Here is a 21,772-nt window from a genome sequence, read left to right as displayed (position 1 = left end):
GCGCACGGGCTGTCCTGATTCGCGCCGCGGGGCGCGACGCCTGGCCGCGAGACCGGCGGCCGGACCCATCGACTTTCAATTCGACACGACACGCTACCGATGGATCTCAGTTTCTTCGACCCGAATCGCACCGCCAACGCGTCCGCGTGGCGCGTGCTCCCCAATCGCTGGGACGCCGTCGCGTTTCCGCTGATCATCGGCATCCTCGCGATGGCGATCGTCGGTTTTCACGAGACGATGGCGCCGATCGGCGTACTGCAGACGCAGAAGATCTCGCTCGACCCGTCGAACCTGCCCGAATACGCGTTGCGCACCACGCTGCGGATGCTCGCGGCGATGGTCGCGTCGCTCGCGTTCACGCTCGTCTACGGCACGCTCGCCGCGAAAAGCCGCCGTGCGGGCATGGTGCTGATCCCGATCCTCGACATCCTGCAGTCGGTGCCGGTGCTCGGCTACATCTCGTTTACCGTCACGTTCTTCCTCGCGCTGTTTCCGGGCCGCGTGCTCGGCGCCGAACTGGCGGCGATCTTCGCGATCTTCACGAGCCAGGCGTGGAACATGACGTTCAGCTTCTACCAGTCGCTGCGCACGGTGCCGCGCGACCTGAGCGAAGTGTCGCGCGGCTTTCACCTGACGCCGTGGCAGCGGTTCTGGAAGCTCGACGTACCGTTCTCGCTGCCGGGCCTGATCTGGAACATGATGATGTCGATGTCGGGCGGCTGGTTCTTCGTCGTCGCGTCGGAGGCGATCACGGTCGGCAACCAGACGATCACGCTGCCGGGCATCGGCGCGTATCTCGCGCAGGCGATCTCGGACAAGAACCTCGGCGCGGTCGGCTGGGTGATCGTCGCGATGTCGGTCGTGATCCTTGCCTATGACCAGTTCCTGTTCCGGCCGCTCGTCGCATGGGCCGACAAGTTCCGGATGGAGAACACCGCGTCGGGCGATGCGCCGCAATCCTGGCTGCTCGACATGATGCGCCGCACGCACCTGATCCATCAGCTGCTCGTGCCGGCCGGCTGGCTGCTGTCGCAGGCCGCGCGGATTCCGCTGCGCGTGCCGTCGCGGAAGGGCGCGCGCTCGCGCGGCGCATCGTCGCGCCGCGCATCGCGCCTCGGCGACATCGTGTGGGGCGCGTTCGTGATCCTGCTGACGGCGTACGTCGCGTGGCGCGTCGTCAGCTTCGTCGCGACCGGCGTGACGATGGGCGAGGTCGGCCACGTGCTCGTGCTCGGGCTCATCACGCTGCTGCGCGTGCTGGTGCTGATCGCGATCGCGTCGCTGGTCTGGGTGCCCCTCGGCGTGCTGATCGGACTGCGTCCGAAGCTGGCCGAGAAGATCCAGCCGCTCGCGCAGTTCCTCGCCGCGTTCCCGGCCAACCTGCTGTTTCCGGTGTTCGTCATCGTGATCGTCCACTTCCACCTGAACGCGGACATCTGGCTGTCGCCGCTGATCGTGCTCGGCACGCAGTGGTACATCCTGTTCAACGTGATCGCGGGCGCGATGTCCTATCCGAACGACTACAAGGAAGCGACGAAGAATTTCCGCATCCGCGGCTGGCAGTGGTGGCGGCAGGCGATCCTGCCCGGCATCTTCCCGTACTACGTGACCGGTGCGATCACCGCGTCGGGCGGCGCATGGAACGCGAGCATCGTGTCCGAGTTCGTGCAGTGGGGCGACACGAAGGTCGTTGCGCACGGCCTTGGCGCGTACATCGCGCAGACCACCGCCGCCGGCGATTTCCCGAAGATCATCCTGGGCATCGCCGTGATGTCCCTGTTCGTCACCCTGTTCAACCGTCTGCTGTGGCGTCCGATGTACGCCTACGCGGAATCCCGGCTCCGTCTCGATTGAGAGTAAGCGCGATGCAACCAAATTCGACCGTTATCAACGCACCCGCCAAGACGTCCCAGCCGCTGCAGCCGCCGCGTCTCGGCGAGGAAATCCTGCGCGTCGAGCACGTCAACCGCGGCTTCAACAAGACGCAGGGCGAACTGCTCGTGCTCGACGATGCGAACCTGTCGCTGCGCGAAGGCGAGATCGTCGGGCTGCTCGGCCGTTCGGGCTCGGGCAAGTCGACGCTGCTGCGCATCATCGCCGGCCTGATCGAACCGACCGGCGGCGAGGTGACCTACCTCGGCAAGCCGCTGACCGGCCCGGCCGAAGGCGTCGCGATGGTGTTCCAGACCTTCGCGCTGTTCCCGTGGCTCACCGTGCTGCAAAACGTGGAAGCCGGCCTCGAGGCGCTCGGCGTCGGCGCGCGCGAGCGGCGCGAGCGCGCGCTGGCCGCGATCGACCTGATCGGTCTGGACGGCTTCGAGAACGCGTACCCGCGCGAACTGTCGGGCGGCATGCGCCAGCGCGTCGGTTTTGCGCGCGCGCTCGTGGTCGACCCGACGATCCTGCTGATGGACGAGCCGTTCTCGGCGCTCGACGTGCTGACGGCCGAAACGCTGCGTACCGACCTGCTCGATCTGTGGACGCAGGGCCGCATGCCGATCAAGTCGGTGCTGATCGTCACGCACAACATCGAGGAAGCCGTGTTCATGTGCGACCGGATCCTCGTGCTGTCGTCGAACCCGGGCCGCGTGATCGCCGAGATCAAGGTGCCGTTCAAGCATCCGCGCAACCGGCTCGATACCGATTTCCGCAAGCTGGTCGACGACATCTACGCGAAGATGACGGCGCGCCAGACCGGCGAGGCGACGAAGAAGGGGCTCGAACTCGGCAGCTGGATGCCGCGCGTGTCGACCAACCTGATGGCCGGCCTGATCGAGACGCTCGCGATGGCGCCGTACCACGGCCGCGCGGACATGCCGGAAATCGCGCGTACGCTGCATCTGGAAGTCGACGAACTGTTCCCGATCGCCGAAGTGCTGCAGCACCTCGGTTTCGCGGACGTGCGCGAAGGCGACGTGTTCCTGACGCCGCCCGCACGCGTGTTCGCGGAATTCGGCACGCAGGAGCGCAAGCTGATGTTTGCCGATCATCTGCTGAAGCACGTGCCGCTGGCGGCACGGATCAGGAAGGTGCTGAACGAGCGCCCGGGCCATCGCGCGCCGCGCGTGCGCTTCGAGCAGGAACTGGAGGATTTCCTGTCGGACGAAGCAGCCGAGGAAACGCTCGACGCGGTGATCGACTGGGGCCGTTACGGCGAAGTCTTTTCGTACAACGACAAGACGGAGGTGTTCAGTCTCGAGGATGTCGAGAGCTGAGGGCCGGGCCCGGATGGCGAGCGATCGTCATTCGGGCAAATCCCGCTGATTCGTATCCTGCTCGATCCCCCCGGTACTGAGCCGCTCGATCTTCTCCATCCGCTGCCGCGCGAGTTCCGGCAGCCGGTTCGTCACGCCGATCACCAGCGCTTCGGCGAGCGCCAGCGCCGGCACGTTGGTCTGCAGCATCGCGAACGGGCGCCCCTGGATGCGCAGCACGATTTCCGCGAATTCGCCGATCGGCGAGCGCCATTCGTCGGTGATCAGCAGGATGCGCGTGCCGAGCCGGTGCGCGGCCTGCGCGAAGCGGATGCTGTCCTTCTGGTAACGGCGGAAATCGAAGATCACGAGCACGTCGTCGCGCCCCATGTCGACCAGTGCGGCCGACGCGAGATTCACGTTCGGTTCGACATGGTGGACATGCGGCCGCGCGTAGGCCAGCGTGAACGAAAACAGCGACGCGAGCGGCGCCGTATAGCGCCCGCCGCCGCAGAAGACGCGCACGCCCGGATCGGCCAGCACCGCTACCGCGGCGTCGAATGCCGCCGCGTCGAGCTTGTCGATCGTGGCCGCGAGCGACCCGGACAGCCGCTCGAAAATCGCCGCATGACTGTCGCGCATGCCCGTTTCCGAGTGGAACGCGTCCATCCGCGCGAGCGGCGAATTCATGGCGGTGTCGATCTCGTCGTGCAGCGCCTGCTGGAACGACGAGTAGTTCGGAAAACCGATGCGGACGACGAAGCGGAATACGGTCGGGTCGCTGACTTCCGCCTGCTTCGCGAACTGCGCGATGGGCCCCAGCCCGAGACTGGGATAGCGATCCAGCAACGCCTGCGCGACTTTCTGTTCCGACGGCGTGAAGCTATCCATCTGGGATAGCAGCAACGCCCTGATGCTCGTCCCCATCGGGCACTCCGGCTCTCTTATCTGAATGACAAACGGCAGACCTGGGTCTGCAGGCGACTCCGCGCATGTTAGCCGATCGACGGACGGCGGGCCGCGACCGTCCCGATATGGGAGGGACGTCTCGCCTGTTCCGATGGCGCGTGCATGAGTGTAATGAAATAAACATGTGAAGGGATTTTTCTTGACGAATCACCGCCTGGGATTCGGTGATAACCCTAGGTTTTGGCCCAAAAAAACGAGTGCTATGATCGCGCCTCGCTGAAATGTATCGTTTATTACATGGTTGTCGAGCGACGCATGCCGGCCCGGTCCGGCTTATTTGTCTGGAGGATTCCGTCATGAGGCGGCTCGTAGTACTCACCCTGTTGTCGGCCGTGAGCGTGTGCGCGTTCGCCGCATCGGACCCGGCGGTCGAAGCGAAGAACGGCATGGTCGTGTCGTCGCAGCACTTCGCGTCGCAGATCGGCGTCGACATCCTGAAGGCGGGCGGCAACGCGGTGGACGCGGCGGTGGCGGTCGGTTATGCGCAGGCCGTGACGAATTCGTGCTGCGGCAACATCGGCGGCGGCGGTTTCATGACGCTCCACCTGGCCGACGGCCGCGACCGCTTCATCAATTTCCGCGAGACCGCGCCGGCCGCGGCGTCCGCGAACATGTATCTCGATGCGGCGGGCAACGTCATTCCGGAGCAGAGCCTGTACGGTTATCGCGCGGTCGGCGTGCCGGGCACGGTGGCCGGCCTCGATCTCGCGCAGCGCAAGTACGGGAAACTCACGCGCAAGCAGGTGATGGCGCCGGCGATCCGGCTCGCGCGCGACGGCTTCGTGCTGACGCGCGGCGATACGGACATTCTCGATACGACGGTCGAACGCTTCAGGAAGGACCCGGAAGCCGCGCGCATCTTCCTGCGCCCGGACGGCACGCCGCTGCAGCCGGGCGACCGCCTGGTGCAGAAGGACCTGGCCCGCACGCTCGAGCGCATCGCGGAGCAGGGGCCCGACGCGTTCTATCACGGCGAGATTCCGAAGATCGTCGAAGCGGCCGCCAGGCGCGGCGGCGGCGTGATCACGGCCGCCGACTTCGCGTCCTACCGCGCGCAGGACATGGCGCCGCTGACGTGCACGTATCGCGGCTACGAGTTCGTGTCGGCGCCGCCGCCGAGCTCGGGCGGCGTGACGATGTGCGAGACGCTGAACATCCTCGAAGGGTATGACCTGCGCAAGCTCGGCTATCACTCGGCCGCTGCGGTCCATTACATGACCGAAGCGATGCGCCATGCATACGAAGACCGCAACACGCTGCTCGGCGATCCGAACTTCATCGACAACCCGGTCGCGAAGCTGACGAGCAAGGAATACGCGGCGCAGATCCGCAAGAGCATCCATGCCGACACGGCCACGCCGTCGGTCGACGTGCAGCCCGGTGTCGGCGTGCACGAGAAGCCGGAAACGACGCATTACTCGATCGTCGACCACGACGGCAACGCGGTGTCGACGACCTATACGGTCAACGGCCGTTTCGGCGCCGTGGTCATCGCGCCGGGCACGGGCTTCTTCCTGAACGACGAGATGGACGACTTCACGGTGAAGGTCGGCGCGCAGAACCTGTTCGGCCTCGTGCAGGGCACGCGCAACTCGATCGCGCCGGGCAAGCGTCCGCTGTCGTCGATGGCGCCGACCATCGTCAAGAAGGACGGCAAGGTGTTCATGGTGGTCGGGTCGCCGGGCGGCTCGCGCATCATCACGATCACGCTGCAGACCGTGCTGAACGTGATCGACTACGGGATGACGCCGCAGGACGCGGTCGCCGCGCCGCGCATCCATCACCAGTGGCTGCCGGACGAGGTCTATTACGAAACCTACGGCCTGTCGCCCGATACGCTCGCGATTCTGCGCAACATGGGCTACAAGATGGTCGAGCAGACGCCCTGGGGGGCCGCCGAGCTGATCCTGGTCGGCCTGCCGGGCACCGAAGCGGCGAGCCGCCAGAGTTCCGGGAACGATTCGTCGGTGTCCGGCAACGTGCGGCCCGGTTTCATCTACGGCTACAACGATCCGCGCCGTCCGGCCGGTTCGGCGATCGGCTACTGAGCCGGTCGCATCCCGCTGAACGGCCGCCGCCGGTGTTCGCTTTCCCGCGAATGCCGTCGCGGCGGCGGCAGGTCCGTTCGCGGACACTCGCAAGCCCGACCGGCTTGCCACGCGCGCCCCGCGGCACGGCACGGCTCGCGCGCGGTTTTATCCGTCAACCCCTTTACCGTGCACGGACTCCGTCATGAACAAACGAATGTCAGCGGCAGGCTGGATCCTGCTCGCGATGGCGGCCGGCATCTTCATCGGCTACCTGATCTACACGCAGCTTCCGGACAAGCAGTCGGCCGCGGAAATCGCCGGCTACATCTCGCTCGTGTCCGACGTGTTCCTGCGGCTGATCAAGATGGTGATCGGCCCGCTGGTGTTCTCGACCCTCGTCGTCGGCATCGCGCACATGGGCGACGCGTCGTCGGTCGGGCGCGTGTTCGTGAAGGCGTTCGGCTGGTTCGTCACCGCGTCGCTGGTCTCGCTGCTGCTGGGCCTGCTGATGGCGAACCTGCTGCGGCCCGGCGAGAACCTCGGGCTGCCGCTGCCGGATATCGGCGCGTCCGCGCACCTCGCGACGTCCAAGTTCACGCTGAAGGATTTCGTCGGCCACATGGTGCCGAAATCGATCGCCGAGGCGATGGCGAACAACGAGATCCTGCAGATCGTCGTGTTCTCGATGTTCTTCGGCGTCGCGCTGTCGGCGCTCGGCGAGCATGGCAAGATTCTCGTCGCCGCGATCGACCAGCTTGCGCACGTGATGCTGAAGATCACCGGCTACGTGATGAAGCTCGCGCCGCTCGCGGTGATGGCCGCGATGGCGTCGACCGTCGCGGTCAACGGGCTGTCGATCCTGCTGAAGTTCGCGGTGTTCATGGGCGACTTCTACATGAGCCTCATGCTGCTGTGGACGACGCTCGTCGCCGCCGGGCTGCTGTTCCTCGGCCGCCGGGTGTTCAGGCTGCTGGTGCTGATCAAGGAAGCGTTCATGCTGTCGTTCGCGACCGCGAGCTCGGAAGCCGCGTACCCGAAGATCCTCGATGCGCTCGACCGATTCGGCGTGCGCCGCAAGATCTCGAGCTTCGTGATGCCGATGGGGTATTCGTTCAACCTCGACGGCTCGATGATGTACTGCACGTTCGCGTCGCTGTTCATCGCGCAGGCCTACAACATCCACCTGTCGCTCGGCACGCAGGTCACGATGCTGCTGGTCCTGATGCTGACGTCGAAAGGGATGGCCGGCGTGCCGCGCGCGTCGCTCGTCGTGATCGCCGCGACGCTGCACCAGTTCAACATCCCGGAAGCCGGGCTGCTGCTGATTCTTGGCGTCGACACGTTCCTCGACATGGGGCGCTCGGCCACGAACGCGGTCGGCAATTCGATTGCCAGCGCGGTGGTCGCGAAGTGGGAGGGCGAGCTGATGTCGGAGTCCGAAGCACTGGCGCATGCCGCGCATCTCGATGCCGAACTCGAGCGGCAGAACGGCGATCCGCGCACGCCGGCCGGCTCGGCGATCGGTTCCTGACCGGCCTCGGACGGCCCGACGGCCGCCGTCGGGCCGCGATCGGGGGAGGTTTCCCCGCTTCAGGGGCGGGCTGCCGTACCCGCCCCGACGGGAACGTGCTCGAGATACGACGTGTTGGCCAGGTCGTCCCGGATATAGCGTCCGCCGTCTTCGTACATGAAGATGTGCCAGTCGTAGTTTCCGCGCATCAGGTCGTGCCACATTCCGACGTAGTGCTCGAGCTGCCGCCATTCCTGTTCGCCGGCGGCGGCCGGCAGCACGTCGCTTTGCCGTAACGCGCGCTGCTGACGCGTGAATTCCCGATAGGCATCGTCCACCAGGCGCCGGCATTCGTCGATGGCGCGATCGAGCGGCCACCCGCGCTCCCGCTCCAGCACCATCACGAAGTTGTGGACTTCCCCCAGGTGCTTTTCGCGCTCGTACGAGAAGACGTCGTTGACGAGAAACACGGTGTCGAGACTGAGATCGCCCAGTTGGCGTACCGCCGGATGGGCAATCGTGCGCGGAGCGATTTCGTATCCGCAGGTCGCCTCCAGGTGATCGAGCAGCACGCGGGCGCCGACCGATTCGCGACGGGGTTCCCAGAAGGTATACAGGCTCGGGTACCGGCCGGCGGCATGCCAGTCCGCTTCCCTGAGCCAGCCGTTGAAGAACTGGCGCCAGTGTTCCTGCGTGCGGCGGCGCCAGTGTTCCGACATGTCGTGCGATGCGCGATGCCAGATGTCGAGAAAGGCGCGAATCAGCGGCGTGTCGCGCGCGACGGACCGGTCGTCCGGATCCCAGGTCAACGCAAAGTAAGGCGCGAGGAAATCGCGGACACGCTGCGGACTTTTCGCGACCAGCCCGCAGGTATCTTCGAGAAGGCCCATCAGCGTGACGAAGTCGGCTGCCAGCTGCACCGCGCGTTCGGGCAGGTTGGGCCAGGTCAGTGCCGCGAACGACGGGCCGCCGATCTGCAGTATGCATTTGGCGGCTTCGTCGTCGCTGGTCTGCAGGCCCATGCGTTTCAACCATGCGCCGTCGCCCGCGTCGAAGCGTCTCGGATCGTGGCGGGCATCGGACAGGCGGGGAAGGGCGAAATGCACGTTGGGCATGGAGCACACTCCAGGAGCGTCGAGCGGGGCGCGGATGCGTGTTCAGATACTAGTGAATCGTGCCCGGGATGCAAGCGCGTCGTTCAGGCAAGCGTGCCTGTCAGCATCATTGCATCGGCATTCGAAATATTCCCGTGCGCTGTTGCGACGATGCGGGCAAACACGGGCGGCCCGCACGTCACACGGCTTCCACCGTGTCGATGCACGCCGCGAGCACCATCGCGGCGGCGTTGCCCGGCGTCGAGCCGAGCAGTTGCGGCGCGTAGACGCTGTCGCCGATTTCGATCGCGCGCCCCGACAGCGCGCATACGCCGCGCTTGCGCGTCGTGAACAGCCGCCATTTCTGGTAGCCGTAATGCCCGGTGCACGCGTCGCGCCACGAAATCATCACGGTGTCGGCCGTGGGCCGCTCGAGCACGCTGATGGCCGGCTTGCTCGAGGCGTCCCACGACGGCAACCGGTCGCGCGTGACGGTGCGCCGCCGCGGGCCGCCCCACGAGACGGACGGCATGTCGAAACTGCCGATCGCGGCGACGGTCATGAGCCAGGGCGCTGCAGGGTTGTTCATGTCATGTCCCTCGAAACGTTACGTGGTGCCGCCACGCGCGGCATCACGACAGGCGGATGCGCGGCTGCACCCAGCCGTTGATCCGTTCGGCGATCCACAGCAGGGTCGCCTTGGAGAAACCGTGCAGCGCCTGCTGGTGCCGCCGGTAGAGCATCAGGTGGCTGAACTGCGCGAAACGCCCCTGGATGAAGCCGCCGCGAAAGAACCCGAACTGCCCGAGCGTGCCGAACGCGTCGTAGTCGCTGATCGATACGAGCGCGCCGAAATCGTGGAACGCGAACGGCGGCATCGGCGTGCCGTCGAGCCACGCGGGCAGGTGCTTCGCGAGATGTTCGGCCTGCTGCGTCGCGACCTGCGCGGTGGGCGGCAGCGGCCGCTCGTGGCCGTCGGGCAACAGGCTCGCGCAATCGCCGATCGCGAACACGCGTTCGTCGCCCGTGGCCTGCAGCGTCGGGCCGACGACGACCTGGTTCGCGCGGTTCGTGTCGAGCCCGCCGAGCGCCTGCATGAAATCCGGCGCCTTCACGCCGGCTGCCCAGACCATCAGGTCCGCTTCGGCGAACGAACCGTCGCCGTAGTGGAATCCGTTCGCATCGGCCGACGTGACGCGCGTCGACGTCAGCACGTGAAAACCGATCTGTTCGAGCCGCCGCTGCGCGGACGCGGAAATCCGCGGCGGAAACGCGTTCAGGATGCGCGGGCCGCTTTCGAGCAGCGTGAGCTGCAGCCGCTCGCGCACGGTCTCGTCGCCATAGGCCTGCGCGACCTCCAGCAGGCGGCTCAGCTCCGCCGCGAGTTCGACGCCCGTCGCGCCCGCGCCGACGATCGCGACGCGAAACGGTTCGTCGCGCGCGATGCTGCGGAACACGCGCATCCGCAACGCTTCGTTGAAGGTCTCGGCCTGCTGCTGGCTGTCGATGAAGTAGCAGTGCTCGCGCACGCCCGGCACGCCGAAATCGTTGGCCTGGCTGCCGAGCGCGAGGATCAGCACGTCGTATTCGAGTTCACGCGCCTCGATCACCACCGCGCCGTCCTGCGAGCGGATCTCGCCAAGCTGCACGCGGCGGCGCGCACGATCGAGCCCCTTCAGTTCGCCGGGCTGGTACGTGTAGCCGTGGTCGCGGGCATGGGCGAGGAAGATCACCTGCTGCTGCTGGACGTCGCGCGTGCCGGCCGCGATCGTGTGCAGCATCGGCTTCCAGATGTGCGTCGGACTGCGGTCGACGACGGTGACCTGCGCCCGCCCGGACCGGCCGAGACGCTCGCCCAGGCGGGTCGCAAGCTGCAGCCCGGCGATCCCGCCGCCGACGATGACGATGCGTGTAGGGGTTGTCATGGATAAATCATCACGTGATGAATAAGGTATGATCCTAGCGCTTCCCGGCTCCGCGTGTCAACGGAGTCGGGCGGGCAGCCTCGTTACGGGACGTGAAACCGGGGCCCGAACACAGGCATTCGAACCAATCAAGGGGAGCAGGAAAACGTGGCTGAAGTCACTGAGCGCGTGCCGTCGAAGCGGCGTACGCGCGGGCGGCCGCTGGCGGATGCGTCCGTCGGTCCGGACGTGATATTGCGGGCCGCGCGCCGCACCTTCGCGAAGCGCGGCTACGACGCGACGAGCGTGCGCGAGGTCGCGCGCGAACTGGGCATCGACGCGGCGCTGATCGCCCATCATTTCGGCGCGAAGGAAACGTTGTGGCTGGCCGTGGTCGAGCAGATCGTCGAGCTGGCCGCGCCGTTGTTCGATGCGCTGCGCGCGCTGCGCGCGTCGTCGCTGCCGCATCGCGACCGCGTGCGGCGCGCGCTTGAGCTGTGCGTCGATCACGAGTTCGCGGAGCCGGATATCGGCATGTTCTTCTCGACCGCGGCGACCGAGGAGGGCGCGCGGCTCGACCGGCTGCAGGAGCGGCTCGTGCGCCCGTATCACGATGCGATGTTTCCGCTGCTGGCGGAGGCGGTCGAGGCGGGCACGATCCGCCCGGTCGATCCGAACATGCTGTTCTTCATGATCGCGAGCGCGATCGGCATGACGGTGTCGTACAGCCACATGATGCTGGAGTTCACGTCGCTGCCGACGCGGCCGGAGGCGTTCCGGCAGGCCGTGCTCGACGTCGTGTTCGGCGTCGTCGGCGACTGACGGCCGCCGCGCGCGCAATGCGCGCGGTCACGTCGCGGCAACCAGCCCCAGTTCACCGACCGCGTTGCGCGCGGTCTCGCGCAGCGCATCGACGAGCGGCGACGGCGTGCGGTAGGCGATCGCCAGCTCGTACGCCAGCGGGCTGCCCGCCTCCTTCAGTTCGCAGAACGCAATGCCTGGCGGCTGCATCGGCACGAACAGGCGCGGCATCAGCGCGACGCCGATGCCGCCCGCGACGAGCCCGGCCGTCGTCTGCATCTGGCGCGGCTGCTGGACCACGCGCGGCGCGAAACCGGCCTGCGCGCAGGCGGTGACGATCAGCGCATGCATGCCGGGCCCATGGTGCGCGGCGAACATGACCCACGGTTCGTCCGCCAGCTCGGCGAGCGCGATGCGCTTGCGGCGCGCGAGCCGGTGGCCGTCGGGCACCGCGGCCACCATCCGGTCGCGCAGCAGCGGCTCGACGCGCACGTCGCCGGCCTCGGCCACCGGCAGCACGACGAGGCCGACGTCCGTGCGGTCCTGGCGCAGCGCGAGCACCTGCTCGGCGGTCGTGCCTTCTTCCAGCTGGAAATCGACGTCCGGATGCCGCTCCTGGAAGGCGCGCAGGATCAGCGGCAGCAGTGCGTTGACCGTGCTGTCGACGAAGCGCAGCCGCAGCGTCCCGCCGAGACCCGCGCCCGTGCGGCGGGCCACGGCCACCGCGCGCTCGGCCTGCTCGAGCGCACGCCGCGCCTCGAGCAGGAACGCGTCACCGGCCGGCGTGAGCCGCGAGCCACGGTTGTCGCGTTCGAGCAGGGCGACACCCAGGGCGTCCTCGAGCTTGCGGATCGCCGCGCTGAGCGGCGGCTGCGCCATGTGCAGCCGCTCGGCTGCACGCCGGAAGCTCAGCGTCTCGGCGACCGCGACGAATTGCCTGAACTGGCGCAGATCGATCATGCGATACCGTCCGTGTATCAGTAGGTCATCGAATTCGTATTTTACCTATCACCCTGCGCTGCCCAGAATGTCCCTGTCAACCCACGTCGACAGTCAGGAGGGCAGGTCATGACGGGCAGCGAACAGCAACGTACGGCGATCGTCACGGGCGGATCGAGCGGGATCGGCTTCGCGATCGCGAGCAGGCTGGCGCAGGACGGGTATCGGGTCGCGATCGTCGGGCGCGACCTCGCGCGGCTGGAGGCGGCCGTCGCGCGCCTGGGCGGCGCGGCGATCGGGCAGGCGGGCGACCTGAGTGTGCGGCGCGACGCGGCGGCGGCGGTCGCCGCGATCGTCGCGCGGTGGCCGCGCATCGACGTGCTGGTCAACAATGCGGGGCTGACCGGCCGCGTCGGTTCGGATACCGAAGCGGGCGAGGCCGAAGCCGTGTGGGATACCGTGCTCGACGCGAACCTGAAAAGCCTGTTCCTGACGACGATGGCCGTGCTGCCGCACCTGGCCGACCGTGACGCGCGGATCGTCAACATCGGCTCGATCGCGGCGCGCGCGGGCAGCCTGCTGCCGGGCGGCCTTGCCTATGCCGCCGCGAAGGCCGGTGTCGAGGGGTTCACCGTTGCGCTCGCGCGCGAACTCGGGCCGCACGGCATAACGGTCAATACGGTTGCGCCCGGCTATATCGCCGACACGCGTTTCTTCGGCGACGGCGGCGTCGCGCCGGCCATCGCGGCGGCGATCCGCGAGCAGACGCCGGTTGGCCGCGCCGGACATCCGGACGACATCGCCGATGCGGTCGCGTGGCTCGCCGGGCCGCGCGCGTCGTTCGTCACGGGCGCGACGGTGGCGGTAAACGGCGGCTGGCGCGTCGGGTGACGCACACGGCGCACGCCGCGGGCGCGGGGGCGCCGCCGGTCATTCGGCATCCGTCGGCGGCTTGTCGCCGAGCCAGCGCCGTGCGCCGGGCCCGTTGCGGCCCGCGCGGTCTTCCGGATTGGTCAGCTTGCAGCGCTTCAGCGACAGGCAGCCGCAGCCGATGCATTCGTCGAGGTTGATGTAGAGCCGCTGCAACTCCTCGATCCGGCTCGCGACGCGCTGCTTCCAGCCGCGCGACAGCCGCTGCCAGTCCTTGTTGCTCGGCGCGGTGTCCTCGGGGAGGCTGACGAGCTGCTCGGCGATCTCGTCGAGCGAATAACCGATCTTCTGCGCGAACACGATGAACGCGATCAGCCGCAGCACCGCGCGCGAATAGTGCCGGTGGCTCGAGCCGTTGCGGTGCGACCTGATCAACCCGCGCGTTTCGTAGAAGCGCAGCGTCGACGCCGGCACGCCGCTGCGCGCGGCCACTTCGCGGATCGACATCAGCGGCCATTGCGGGGTTTCCTGGATACCCATGATGTCCTCCGGGAAAGCTTGACTTGAAGTTAACTTCAACTTTTATGCTACGCGGCAGTTTAACCCGTCGCGAGGCATCATGCTCTCCTTATCCCTACGCAGGACGTCGCCTTTGAGCGCCGCCTGCGCACTGTTGCTGGCGTTGTCGGGCTGTCACGACGGCAAAGGCACATCGTCGGCCCAGCCCCTTCCCGAAGTCGGCGTCGCCACGGTCGCGCCGCGCACGGTCCGCCTCGCGGACGCGTTCAACGGGCGCGTCGAAGCGGTCGATGCGGTCGAACTGCGGCCGCGCGTAAGCGGCTATCTGCAGCGTGTCGCGTACAAGGAAGGCGACGCGGTCGCGCAGGGGGCGCTGCTGTTCGAGATCGACCCGCGCCCGTACCGGATCGCGCTCGACCGCGCCAGCGCGCAGCAGCAGCGCGCCCGTGCGGCCGCGAGCCTCGCCCAGGTGCAGCTCAAGCGCGTGCAGACGTTGATCGATGCGCATGCGACGTCGCAGGAAGAACTCGACAACGCGCGCGCGACCGCCGAGCAGGCGCGCGCGGACTTGCAGGCGGCCGATGCGGCCGTCGCCGACGCGAAGCTCAATCTCGGCTTCACCGAAGTGCGCGCGCCGATCGCCGGGCGCGTCGGCCGCGCGGTCGCGACCGTCGGCAACCTCGCGCGCGCGGACGACACGCTGCTGACGACCGTCGTGTCGCAGGATCCCGTGTACGTGTATTTCGACTGCGACGAGCAGAGCTACCTGCGCTACAACGCGCGCCGCGCCGATCCGAAGCATCGCGCGATCGGCGCCGATCCCGTGCGCGTGGGCCTCGCGAACGAGACGGGCTTCCCGCACGCGGGCACCGTCGATTTCCTCGACAACCGGCTCGATCCGCGGACCGGCACGATCCGCGCACGCGTGCGGCTGCCGAATGCGGACCATACGTTCACGCCGGGCCTGTACGCGCGCGTGCAGCTCGTCAGCGGCCGCGACGAGGATGCGCTGCTCGTCGACGACAAGGCCGTGCTGACCGACCAGGACCGCAAGTACGTGTACGTGATCGGCCCGGGCGACAAGGCGCTGCGCCGCGACGTGACGATCGGCCGCGAGCTTGAGGGAGAGCGGATCGTCGAGAAGGGGCTGCAGGCAGGCGACCGCGTGGTGGTCGACGGCGTGCAGCGGATCTACTATCCGGGCGCGCAGGTGAAGCCGAAGGCGCTGCCCGCGCGCGCCGATGCCGGTCGCGCCGCGCAGGCCGTGGCCGACGCCGGCACGCCTGCCGCGCATTGACGGGAGCGACGCAATGGATTTCTCCCGATTCTTCATTGACCGGCCGATCTTCGCGGTCGTGCTGTCGATCGTCATCTTCGCGATCGGCCTGATCTCGATTCCAATGCTGCCGGCCGGCGAATATCCGGAAGTCGTGCCGCCGAGCGTCGTCGTGCGGGCGACCTATCCGGGCGCGAACCCGAAGGAAATCGCCGAATCGGTCGCCGAACCGCTGGAAGAAGCGATCAACGGCGTCGAAGGCATCATGTACATGAAGTCGGTGGCGGGATCGGACGGCAGCCTGCAGGTCGTCGTCACGTTCCTGCAGGGCGTCGATCCCGACACGGCCGCCGTGCGCGTGCAGAACCGCGTGAGCCAGGCGTTGTCGCGCCTGCCCGAAGAGGTGCGCCAGTACGGCGTGACCACGCAGAAGCAGTCGCCGACGCCGCTGATGTACGTGAGCCTCTACTCGCCGGACAACAGCCGCGATTCGCTGTATCTGCGCAACTACCTGACGCTGCATGTGAAGGACGAGCTGTCGCGGCTCACCGGCATCGGCGACGTCGGCGTATATGGCTCCGGCGACTATGCGATGCGGCTGTGGCTCGACCCGAACCGGCTCGCGTCGCGCGGGCTGACCGCGAGCGACGTGATCGCGGCCGTGCGCGAGCAGAACGTGCAGGTGTCGGCCGGCCAGCTCGGCGCGGAACCGTCGCCGAAGCGGAACGACTTCCTCGTGTCGATCAACGTGCGCGGCCGCCTGCGCACGGTGCAGGAGTTCGACGACATCGTGCTGCGCAACGGCGACGACGGCCAGGTCGTGAAGCTGTCCGACGTCGCGCGCATCGAGCTCGGCGCGGGCGACTACACGCTGCGCTCGTATTTCAACGACAGGCATTCGGCCGTGGTCGGCATCTTCCTGTCGCCGGGCGCGAACGCGCTCGATGTCGCGAAGGCCGTGTATGCGAAGCTCGACGCGTTGTCGAAGCGGTTTCCGCCCGGTGTCGCGTACCGCCCGGTGTGGGACCCGACGGTGTTCGTGCGCGAGTCGATCCGCGCGGTGCAGCACACGCTGATCGAGGCCGTCGTGCTGGTCGTGCTCGTCGTGATCCTGTTCCTGCAGACGTGGCGCGCATCGATCATTCCGCTCGTCGCGGTGCCCGTGTCGGTCGTCGGCACGTTCGCGTGGCTCTACCTGCTCGGCTATTCGATCAACACGCTGACGCTGTTCGGGCTCGTGCTCGCGATCGGGATCGTCGTCGACGATGCGATCGTCGTCGTCGAAAACGTCGAGCGCAACATCGCGCAGGGGCTGAGCCCGCGCGATGCCGCGCACCAGGCGATGCGCGAGGTGTCGGGGCCGATCGTCGCGATCGCGCTCGTGCTGTGCGCGGTGTTCGTGCCGATGGCATTCATGTCGGGCGTCACGGGCCAGTTCTACAAGCAGTTCGCGGTGACGATCGCGATCTCGACGGTGATCTCCGCGATCAACTCGCTGACGTTGTCGCCGGCGCTCGCCGCGAAGCTGCTGCGCCCGCACGGCGCACCGAAGGATGCGCTGACGCGCGCGCTCGATCGCGCATTCGGCTGGCTGTTTCATCCGTTCAACCGGTTCTTCGAGCGCAGCTCCGATCGTTATCACGGCGTCGTCGGCCGCACGCTGAAGCGGCGCGGGGTGGTGTTCGCGGTCTATGCGGCGCTGCTCGCGGCGACCGCGCTGCTGTTCAACGCGGTGCCGGGCGGCTTCATCCCCGTGCAGGACAAGCTGTACCTGTTCGCGGGCGCGAAGCTGCCGGAAGGCGCATCGCTCGCGCGCACCAGCGCGGTGACCGAGCAGATGACGAAGATCGCGCTCGGTACCGACGGCGTCGAGATGGTGCCGGCGTTCGCGGGGCTGAACGCGCTGCAGGGCGTGAACACGCCGAACATCACGAACTCGTACGTGATCCTGAAGCCGTTCGACCGGCGTCACCGCAGCGCCGCGCAGATCAACGCGGACCTGAACGCGCGCTTCGCGGCGATCGACGGCGGCATGACCTATGCGCTGATGCCGCCGCCGATCCAGGGTCTCGGCAACGGTTCGGGCTACGCGCTGTACCTGGAGGATCGCGGCGGGCTCGGCTACGGCGAGTTGCAGAAGGCGTTGTCCGCGTTCCAGGCCGCGGTCGCGAAGACGCCGGGGATGAGCTATCCCGTCAGCTCGTACCAGGCGAACATCCCGCAGCTCGAGGTGAAGGTGGACCGGCTGAAGGCGAAGGCGCAAGGCGTCGCGTTGACGGACCTGTTCAATACGCTGCAGGTGTATCTCGGCTCGATGTACGTGAACGACTTCAATCTCTTCGGCCGCGTGTATCGCGTGATGGCGCAGGCCGACGCGGGCCACCGGCAGACGGCCGCCGACATCGCGAACCTGCGCACGCGCAATGCGAACGGCGAGATGGTGCCGATCGGCTCGATGGTGACGGTCGGGCCCGCGTACGGTCCCGACCCGGTCGTCCGCTACAACGGCTATCCGGCCGCCGACCTGATCGGCGATGCCGATCCGAAGATGATGTCGTCGTCGCAGGCGATCGCGAAGCTCCAGCAGATCGCGAAGGACGTGCTGCCCCCGGGCATCACGCTCGAATGGACCGACCTCAGCTATCAGCAGGTCACGCAGAGCAACGCGGCGATCGTCGTGTTCCCGCTCGCGGTGATGCTCGTGTTTCTCGTGCTCGCGTCGCTGTACGAGAGCTGGACGCTGCCGCTCGCGGTGATCCTGATCGTGCCCGTGTGCATGTGCGCGGCGCTGTTCGGCGTGTGGCTGTCGGGCGGCGACAACAACGTGTTCGTGCAGGTCGGTCTCGTCGTGCTGATGGGGCTCGCGTGCAAGAACGCGATCCTGATCGTCGAATTCGCGCGCGAACTCGAAATCCAGGGCAAGGGCGTGATCGAGGCGGCGCTCGACGCATGCAAGCTGCGCTTGCGCCCGATCGTGATGACGTCGGTCGCGTTCATCGCGGGTTCGGTGCCGTTGCTGATCGGCAGCGGTGCGGGCAGCGAGGTGCGGGCGGCGACCGGCATTACCGTGTTCGCGGGGATGCTGGGCGTCACGCTGTTCGGGCTGTTCCTGACGCCCGTGTTCTATGTGGCGATCCGCAAGCTCGCGGGCGGCACGCCGGCCGTCTGGAGCGAACAGCACGGCACCCTCGAAGGAGAAAACCGATGAGCGCCGCTTTTCGACTTTCCGCGCTCGCGATGTCGTTGACGCTTGCCGCGTGCGCGGTGGGCCCCGATTTCAAGCGGCCCGATATGGCTACGGCCGCACGGTTCGCGCGCGACGGCCATCCGGCGACGCCGCGCGACGCGTCGCCGCCCGATATGCCGCCCGATGCGTCGGCCGCCGCCGATGCCGCGTTCTGGCGCGGCTTCGGCGATCCGGTGCTGACGCAGTTGATCGATGCGGCGCTCGCGGCGAACCAGGACCTGCAAGTGGCCGTGTCGCGCTACGACGCATCGAACGCGCTGCTGTCGCAAGCAACGTTCGACCGCTATCCGACGATCACCGCGAGCGGCCAGATCGGCCATCAGCTGATGAGCAAGGATCAGGCGTTCGGCGCGCCGCGCAGCCAGCGCGACACGCCGACGTCGAACATCGGCATCAACGCCGCGTGGGAACTCGACCTATTTGGCCGCGTGCGGCGCTCGATCGAGTCGCAGCGCGCGGAAACGGCCGCGAGCGCGGCCGACGTGCGCGCGGTGCGCGTCGCGATCGCCGGCGAAGTGGCGAGCACGTACGTCGATCTGCGCGGCTCGCAGGAGCGGTTGCGAATCGCACGCGAGAACGCCGACAACCAGCAGCAGACGCTTGCGCTGATCAATGCGCGCGTCGGCGCGGGGCGAGGCTCCGACCTCGATGCGGCGCGAGCACGTGCGCAGTACGAATCGACGACGTCGCGGATCGCCGTGTACGAAGCCGCGATCGGCGTCGACGAGCACCGGCTCGCGGTGCTGACCGGGCAGACGCCCGATGCGCTGATCGGCCGCTTCGGTCCGCCGAAAACCGGTGCGTCGCCGGGCACGCCGGTGCCGCTCCCGGCGCTGGCCGCCGACCTCGATCCCGGCACGCCGGGCGACCTGCTGCGCCGGCGTCCCGATGTCGCGGCAGCCGAGGCGCGGCTGCACGCGGCGACCGCGCGCGTCGGCGTCGCGACGGCCGATCTGTTCCCGCGCTTCACGCTGTCGGGGTTGCTCGGCAGCGCGACGAGCAGCTACGGGTTCTTCCGCGCGGGCAGCGACACGAACCTGATCGCGCTCGGCATCGACTGGTCGTTCCTCGACGTCGGCCGTGTGCGCGCGCGGATCGCCGCGAGCGACGCGGAAGCGGCTGGCCAGCTCGCGCAGTACCGGCAGACCGTGCTCGGCGCGCTGGAGGAAACCGAGAACGCGCTGCTGCGCGTTGCCCGCACGCGCGACGAGACCGCGCACCTCATACGCGCGGCCGACGACAGCGCGCGCGCCGCGCAGCTCGCGCAGACCCGCTTTTCGGCCGGCGCGATCGACTACTACGAAGTGCTCGACGCGCAACGGACGCTGCTGCAGGCGCAGGACGCGGCGGCCGACGGCCGGATGCGCAGCGCGGCGTCGACGGTCGCGCTGTACAAGGCGCTCGCGGGCGGCTGGCCGTCGGGCACGGGGCAGGGGGCGCAAGGCCCGCTTGCGCAGTCGGGGAAGTAGCGCGAGGCGGTCGGCGCGGCGTTTCCGTGGCTGCGCACGGCGGCCGGGCTCGATCTCGACGTTTCCGGTTTCCCGCACGTCGAACGCTGGCTGGCCGACATCGCCGCGCGGCCGGCCGTTCAGCGGGGCCTGATCGCCTGCCGCGCGCCGGCGGCCGTGGCGGTGCATTGATTCGCATCGCCCGCGCCGTACGGACGGCGCGGGCACCGGCCGCCTGCCCGCCGGGAAACATTGCTCTCCTTCGTCGTAAACGTCTCGAATGCGTGATATTTGCGGCCGCCGATCCGGTTTAGAGTGGCCGCGAATCGATGACGATGCGTCGTATGGCCGCAGAGCCTTACAGGCGCACCAGAGGAGTGGGAGACAACATGGGTGAAGGCAGGATTACGCAGGTCGAGTCGTTCGGTTTCGAGCGCATTCCCGATGCATCGCGCTATGCGCGGCCGATCGATCTGTTCCGGTTGCTGTTCGGCGGCTGCAATACGTTTTCCACATCGGTGCTCGGCAGCTTTCCGGTGCTGGTCGGGCTGTCGTTCAAGGCCGGTGTCTGTGCGATCGTGCTCGGCGTGCTCGCCGGCACGGGCATCCTCGCGCCGATGAGCCTGTTCGGCCCGCGCAACGGCACGAGCGACCCCGTGTCGTCCGGTGCGCATTTCGGCATCCACGGCCGGATCGTCGGCTCGTTCCTCGCGCTGCTCACGTCGATCGCGTTCTTCTCGCTCGCGGTGTGGAGCTCCGGCGACGCGCTCGTCGGCGGCGCGCACGACATGGTCGGCGTGCCCGTCAACGGCTTCACGCTCGGCGCGGCGTACATGGTGTTCGCGGTGCTCGTGCTGATCGTCTGCATCTACGGCTTCCGTTTCATGCTGTGGGTCAACAAGATCGCCGTGTGGGCCGCGAGCGTGCTGTTCGTCGCGGGCCTGTTCGCGTTCGCCGGCCTGTTCGACATGAACTATGCGGGCACGCTGCAACGGGGCAGCGCGGGTTTCTGGGCCGCGTTCGTCGGCGCGGTGCTGGTCGCGCTGAGCAATCCGGTGTCGTTCGCGTCGACGCTCGGCGACTGGGCACGCTATATCCCGCAGCACACGCCGAGGCATCGCGTGATGGGCGCGGTGTTCGCCGCGCAGGTCGCGACGTTCGTGCCGTTCTTCTTCGGCCTTGCGACCGCGACGATCATCGCGTCGAAGGCACCCGCGTTCATTGCGTCGAACGACTACGTCGGCGGGCTGCTCGCGATCTCGCCGCGCTGGTTCCTGCTGCCGATGTGCCTGATCGCGATCATCGGCGGGATGTCGACCGGCACGACCGCGCTGTACGGCACCGGCCTCGACGTCTCGAGCATGTTCCCGCGGATCCTGAATCGCGTCCGCGCGACGCTGCTGATCGGCACGATCGCGATCGCGTTCATCTTCGTCGGCCGCTTCTGGTTCAACCTCGTCGAAAGCGTCGCGACGTTCTCGACGCTGATCGATACGTTCAGCTGCCCGTGGATGGCGATCATGGTGATCGGCTACGTGACGCGCCGCGGCTACTATCTCGCCGACGACCTGCAGGTGTTCAATCGCGGGCTGCGCGGCGGCCACTACTGGTTTACGCACGGCTGGAACGTGCGCGCGATGGGCGCATGGCTGCCGGCCGCGTTGGTCGGGCTCGCGTTCGTGAACCTGCCGGGCCAGTTCGTCGGGCCGCTCGGCCACCTCGCGGACGGGCTCGACCTGAGCGTGCCGGTGTCGCTGGCGGTGGGCGGGATGCTGTACTTCGTCTTGCTGACACTGTATCCGGAGCCGGACGGCGTGTACGGCCCGCGCGGGCGCCGCTTCGTGCGCGGCGGCAGGCACGGCGCGCGCGGTGCCGGTGCGCCGGCGATCCAGCCGAAGGGGTATTGAGCGGCGTGGCCTCTTGCTCCATGTCTTGAAGCGCCAACGCCGCCGCGCGGGTCGAGCCGCTGGC

16 protein-coding genes are annotated in these 21,772 nt (G+C 67.9%); 10 read left to right on the top strand and 6 right to left on the bottom strand.

Features of this window, described 5'->3' with window-relative positions:
* Window positions 1–99 precede the first annotated feature (99 nt).
* Window positions 100–1,854 (top strand): ABC transporter permease, encoded by a 1,755-nt coding sequence (locus AC0KUR_RS05330; RefSeq protein ID WP_034189508.1) that lies wholly within the window; start codon window positions 100–102, stop codon window positions 1,852–1,854.
* Window positions 1,855–1,865: 11 nt separating this feature from the next.
* Entirely contained in the window at window positions 1,866–3,215 is a 1,350-nt protein-coding gene (locus AC0KUR_RS05325) for an ABC transporter ATP-binding protein (protein WP_206141233.1), read from the top strand.
* 27 nt (window positions 3,216–3,242) lie between these two features.
* Here AC0KUR_RS05325 and AC0KUR_RS05320 read toward each other — a convergent pair whose 3' ends face one another.
* The gene (locus AC0KUR_RS05320; protein ID WP_034189944.1) at window positions 3,243–4,121 is read right to left on the bottom strand and encodes a MurR/RpiR family transcriptional regulator; all 879 of its coding nucleotides are present in this window, start codon (window positions 4,119–4,121) and stop codon (window positions 3,243–3,245) included.
* Between the two features lie 338 nt (window positions 4,122–4,459).
* Here AC0KUR_RS05320 and ggt point away from each other — a divergent pair, with 338 nt between their 5' ends.
* Window positions 4,460–6,211, top strand: a complete 1,752-nt coding sequence (ggt, locus tag AC0KUR_RS05315) for a gamma-glutamyltransferase (protein WP_034189943.1) — start codon at window positions 4,460–4,462, stop codon at window positions 6,209–6,211.
* 184 nt (window positions 6,212–6,395) lie between these two features.
* Entirely contained in the window at window positions 6,396–7,724 is a 1,329-nt protein-coding gene (locus tag AC0KUR_RS05310) for a dicarboxylate/amino acid:cation symporter (RefSeq protein WP_034189942.1), read from the top strand.
* Between the two features lie 59 nt (window positions 7,725–7,783).
* Here AC0KUR_RS05310 and AC0KUR_RS05305 read toward each other — a convergent pair whose 3' ends face one another.
* From AC0KUR_RS05305 to AC0KUR_RS05295, 3 genes are all read right to left on the bottom strand, one after another.
* On the bottom strand, window positions 7,784–8,818 hold the full coding sequence (locus AC0KUR_RS05305) for a terpene synthase family protein (protein ID WP_049036571.1): 1,035 nt from the start codon (window positions 8,816–8,818) through the stop codon (window positions 7,784–7,786).
* 178 nt (window positions 8,819–8,996) lie between these two features.
* On the bottom strand, window positions 8,997–9,386 hold the full coding sequence (locus AC0KUR_RS05300) for a DUF3331 domain-containing protein (protein WP_034189940.1): 390 nt from the start codon (window positions 9,384–9,386) through the stop codon (window positions 8,997–8,999).
* A 43-nt stretch (window positions 9,387–9,429) separates the two neighbouring features.
* A complete protein-coding gene (locus AC0KUR_RS05295) occupies window positions 9,430–10,722 on the bottom strand; it encodes an NAD(P)/FAD-dependent oxidoreductase (RefSeq protein ID WP_034189939.1) in 1,293 nt (430 codons plus the stop codon).
* A gap of 147 nt (window positions 10,723–10,869) precedes the next feature.
* Here AC0KUR_RS05295 and AC0KUR_RS05290 point away from each other — a divergent pair, with 147 nt between their 5' ends.
* Complete coding sequence (locus tag AC0KUR_RS05290; protein ID WP_034189938.1) at window positions 10,870–11,523, top strand: TetR/AcrR family transcriptional regulator; 654 nt, start codon at window positions 10,870–10,872, stop codon at window positions 11,521–11,523.
* Between the two features lie 27 nt (window positions 11,524–11,550).
* Here AC0KUR_RS05290 and AC0KUR_RS05285 read toward each other — a convergent pair whose 3' ends face one another.
* Window positions 11,551–12,462, bottom strand: coding sequence for a LysR family transcriptional regulator (locus AC0KUR_RS05285; RefSeq protein WP_124671077.1), 912 nt, complete (start codon window positions 12,460–12,462; stop codon window positions 11,551–11,553).
* Window positions 12,463–12,570: 108 nt separating this feature from the next.
* Between AC0KUR_RS05285 and AC0KUR_RS05280 the strand changes: the two genes are divergently transcribed.
* Window positions 12,571–13,332: an SDR family NAD(P)-dependent oxidoreductase gene (locus AC0KUR_RS05280; protein WP_473375489.1), complete on the top strand. Its 762-nt coding sequence runs from the start codon at window positions 12,571–12,573 to the stop codon at window positions 13,330–13,332.
* 39 nt (window positions 13,333–13,371) lie between these two features.
* Here the strand turns inward: AC0KUR_RS05280 and soxR are convergent, their stop codons facing one another.
* A complete protein-coding gene (gene soxR / locus AC0KUR_RS05275; protein ID WP_049036574.1) occupies window positions 13,372–13,851 on the bottom strand; it encodes a redox-sensitive transcriptional activator SoxR in 480 nt (159 codons plus the stop codon).
* Window positions 13,852–13,930: 79 nt separating this feature from the next.
* On the opposite strand from soxR, the gene AC0KUR_RS05270 reads away from it, so the two are divergent.
* The 4 genes from AC0KUR_RS05270 (at window position 13,931) to AC0KUR_RS05255 (ending at window position 21,708) form a co-directional block, all read left to right on the top strand.
* On the top strand, window positions 13,931–15,127 hold the full coding sequence (locus AC0KUR_RS05270; RefSeq protein ID WP_343728027.1) for an efflux RND transporter periplasmic adaptor subunit: 1,197 nt from the start codon (window positions 13,931–13,933) through the stop codon (window positions 15,125–15,127).
* A 13-nt stretch (window positions 15,128–15,140) separates the two neighbouring features.
* Window positions 15,141–18,314 (top strand): efflux RND transporter permease subunit, encoded by a 3,174-nt coding sequence (locus AC0KUR_RS05265; protein WP_473375488.1) that lies wholly within the window; start codon window positions 15,141–15,143, stop codon window positions 18,312–18,314.
* On the top strand, window positions 18,311–19,822 hold the full coding sequence (locus AC0KUR_RS05260) for an efflux transporter outer membrane subunit (RefSeq protein ID WP_034189932.1): 1,512 nt from the start codon (window positions 18,311–18,313) through the stop codon (window positions 19,820–19,822). Before AC0KUR_RS05265 ends, AC0KUR_RS05260 begins: the two co-directional genes overlap by 4 nt.
* A gap of 368 nt (window positions 19,823–20,190) precedes the next feature.
* Window positions 20,191–21,708 (top strand): purine-cytosine permease family protein, encoded by a 1,518-nt coding sequence (locus tag AC0KUR_RS05255; RefSeq protein ID WP_473375487.1) that lies wholly within the window; start codon window positions 20,191–20,193, stop codon window positions 21,706–21,708.
* The last annotated feature ends 64 nt before the right edge of the window (window positions 21,709–21,772 follow it).

This window comes from Burkholderia sp. YHN3-13 (assembly GCF_055810675.1).
Note: the sequence above shows the minus strand (reverse complement) of the source record. Positions and strands in the feature narration are given on the sequence as shown.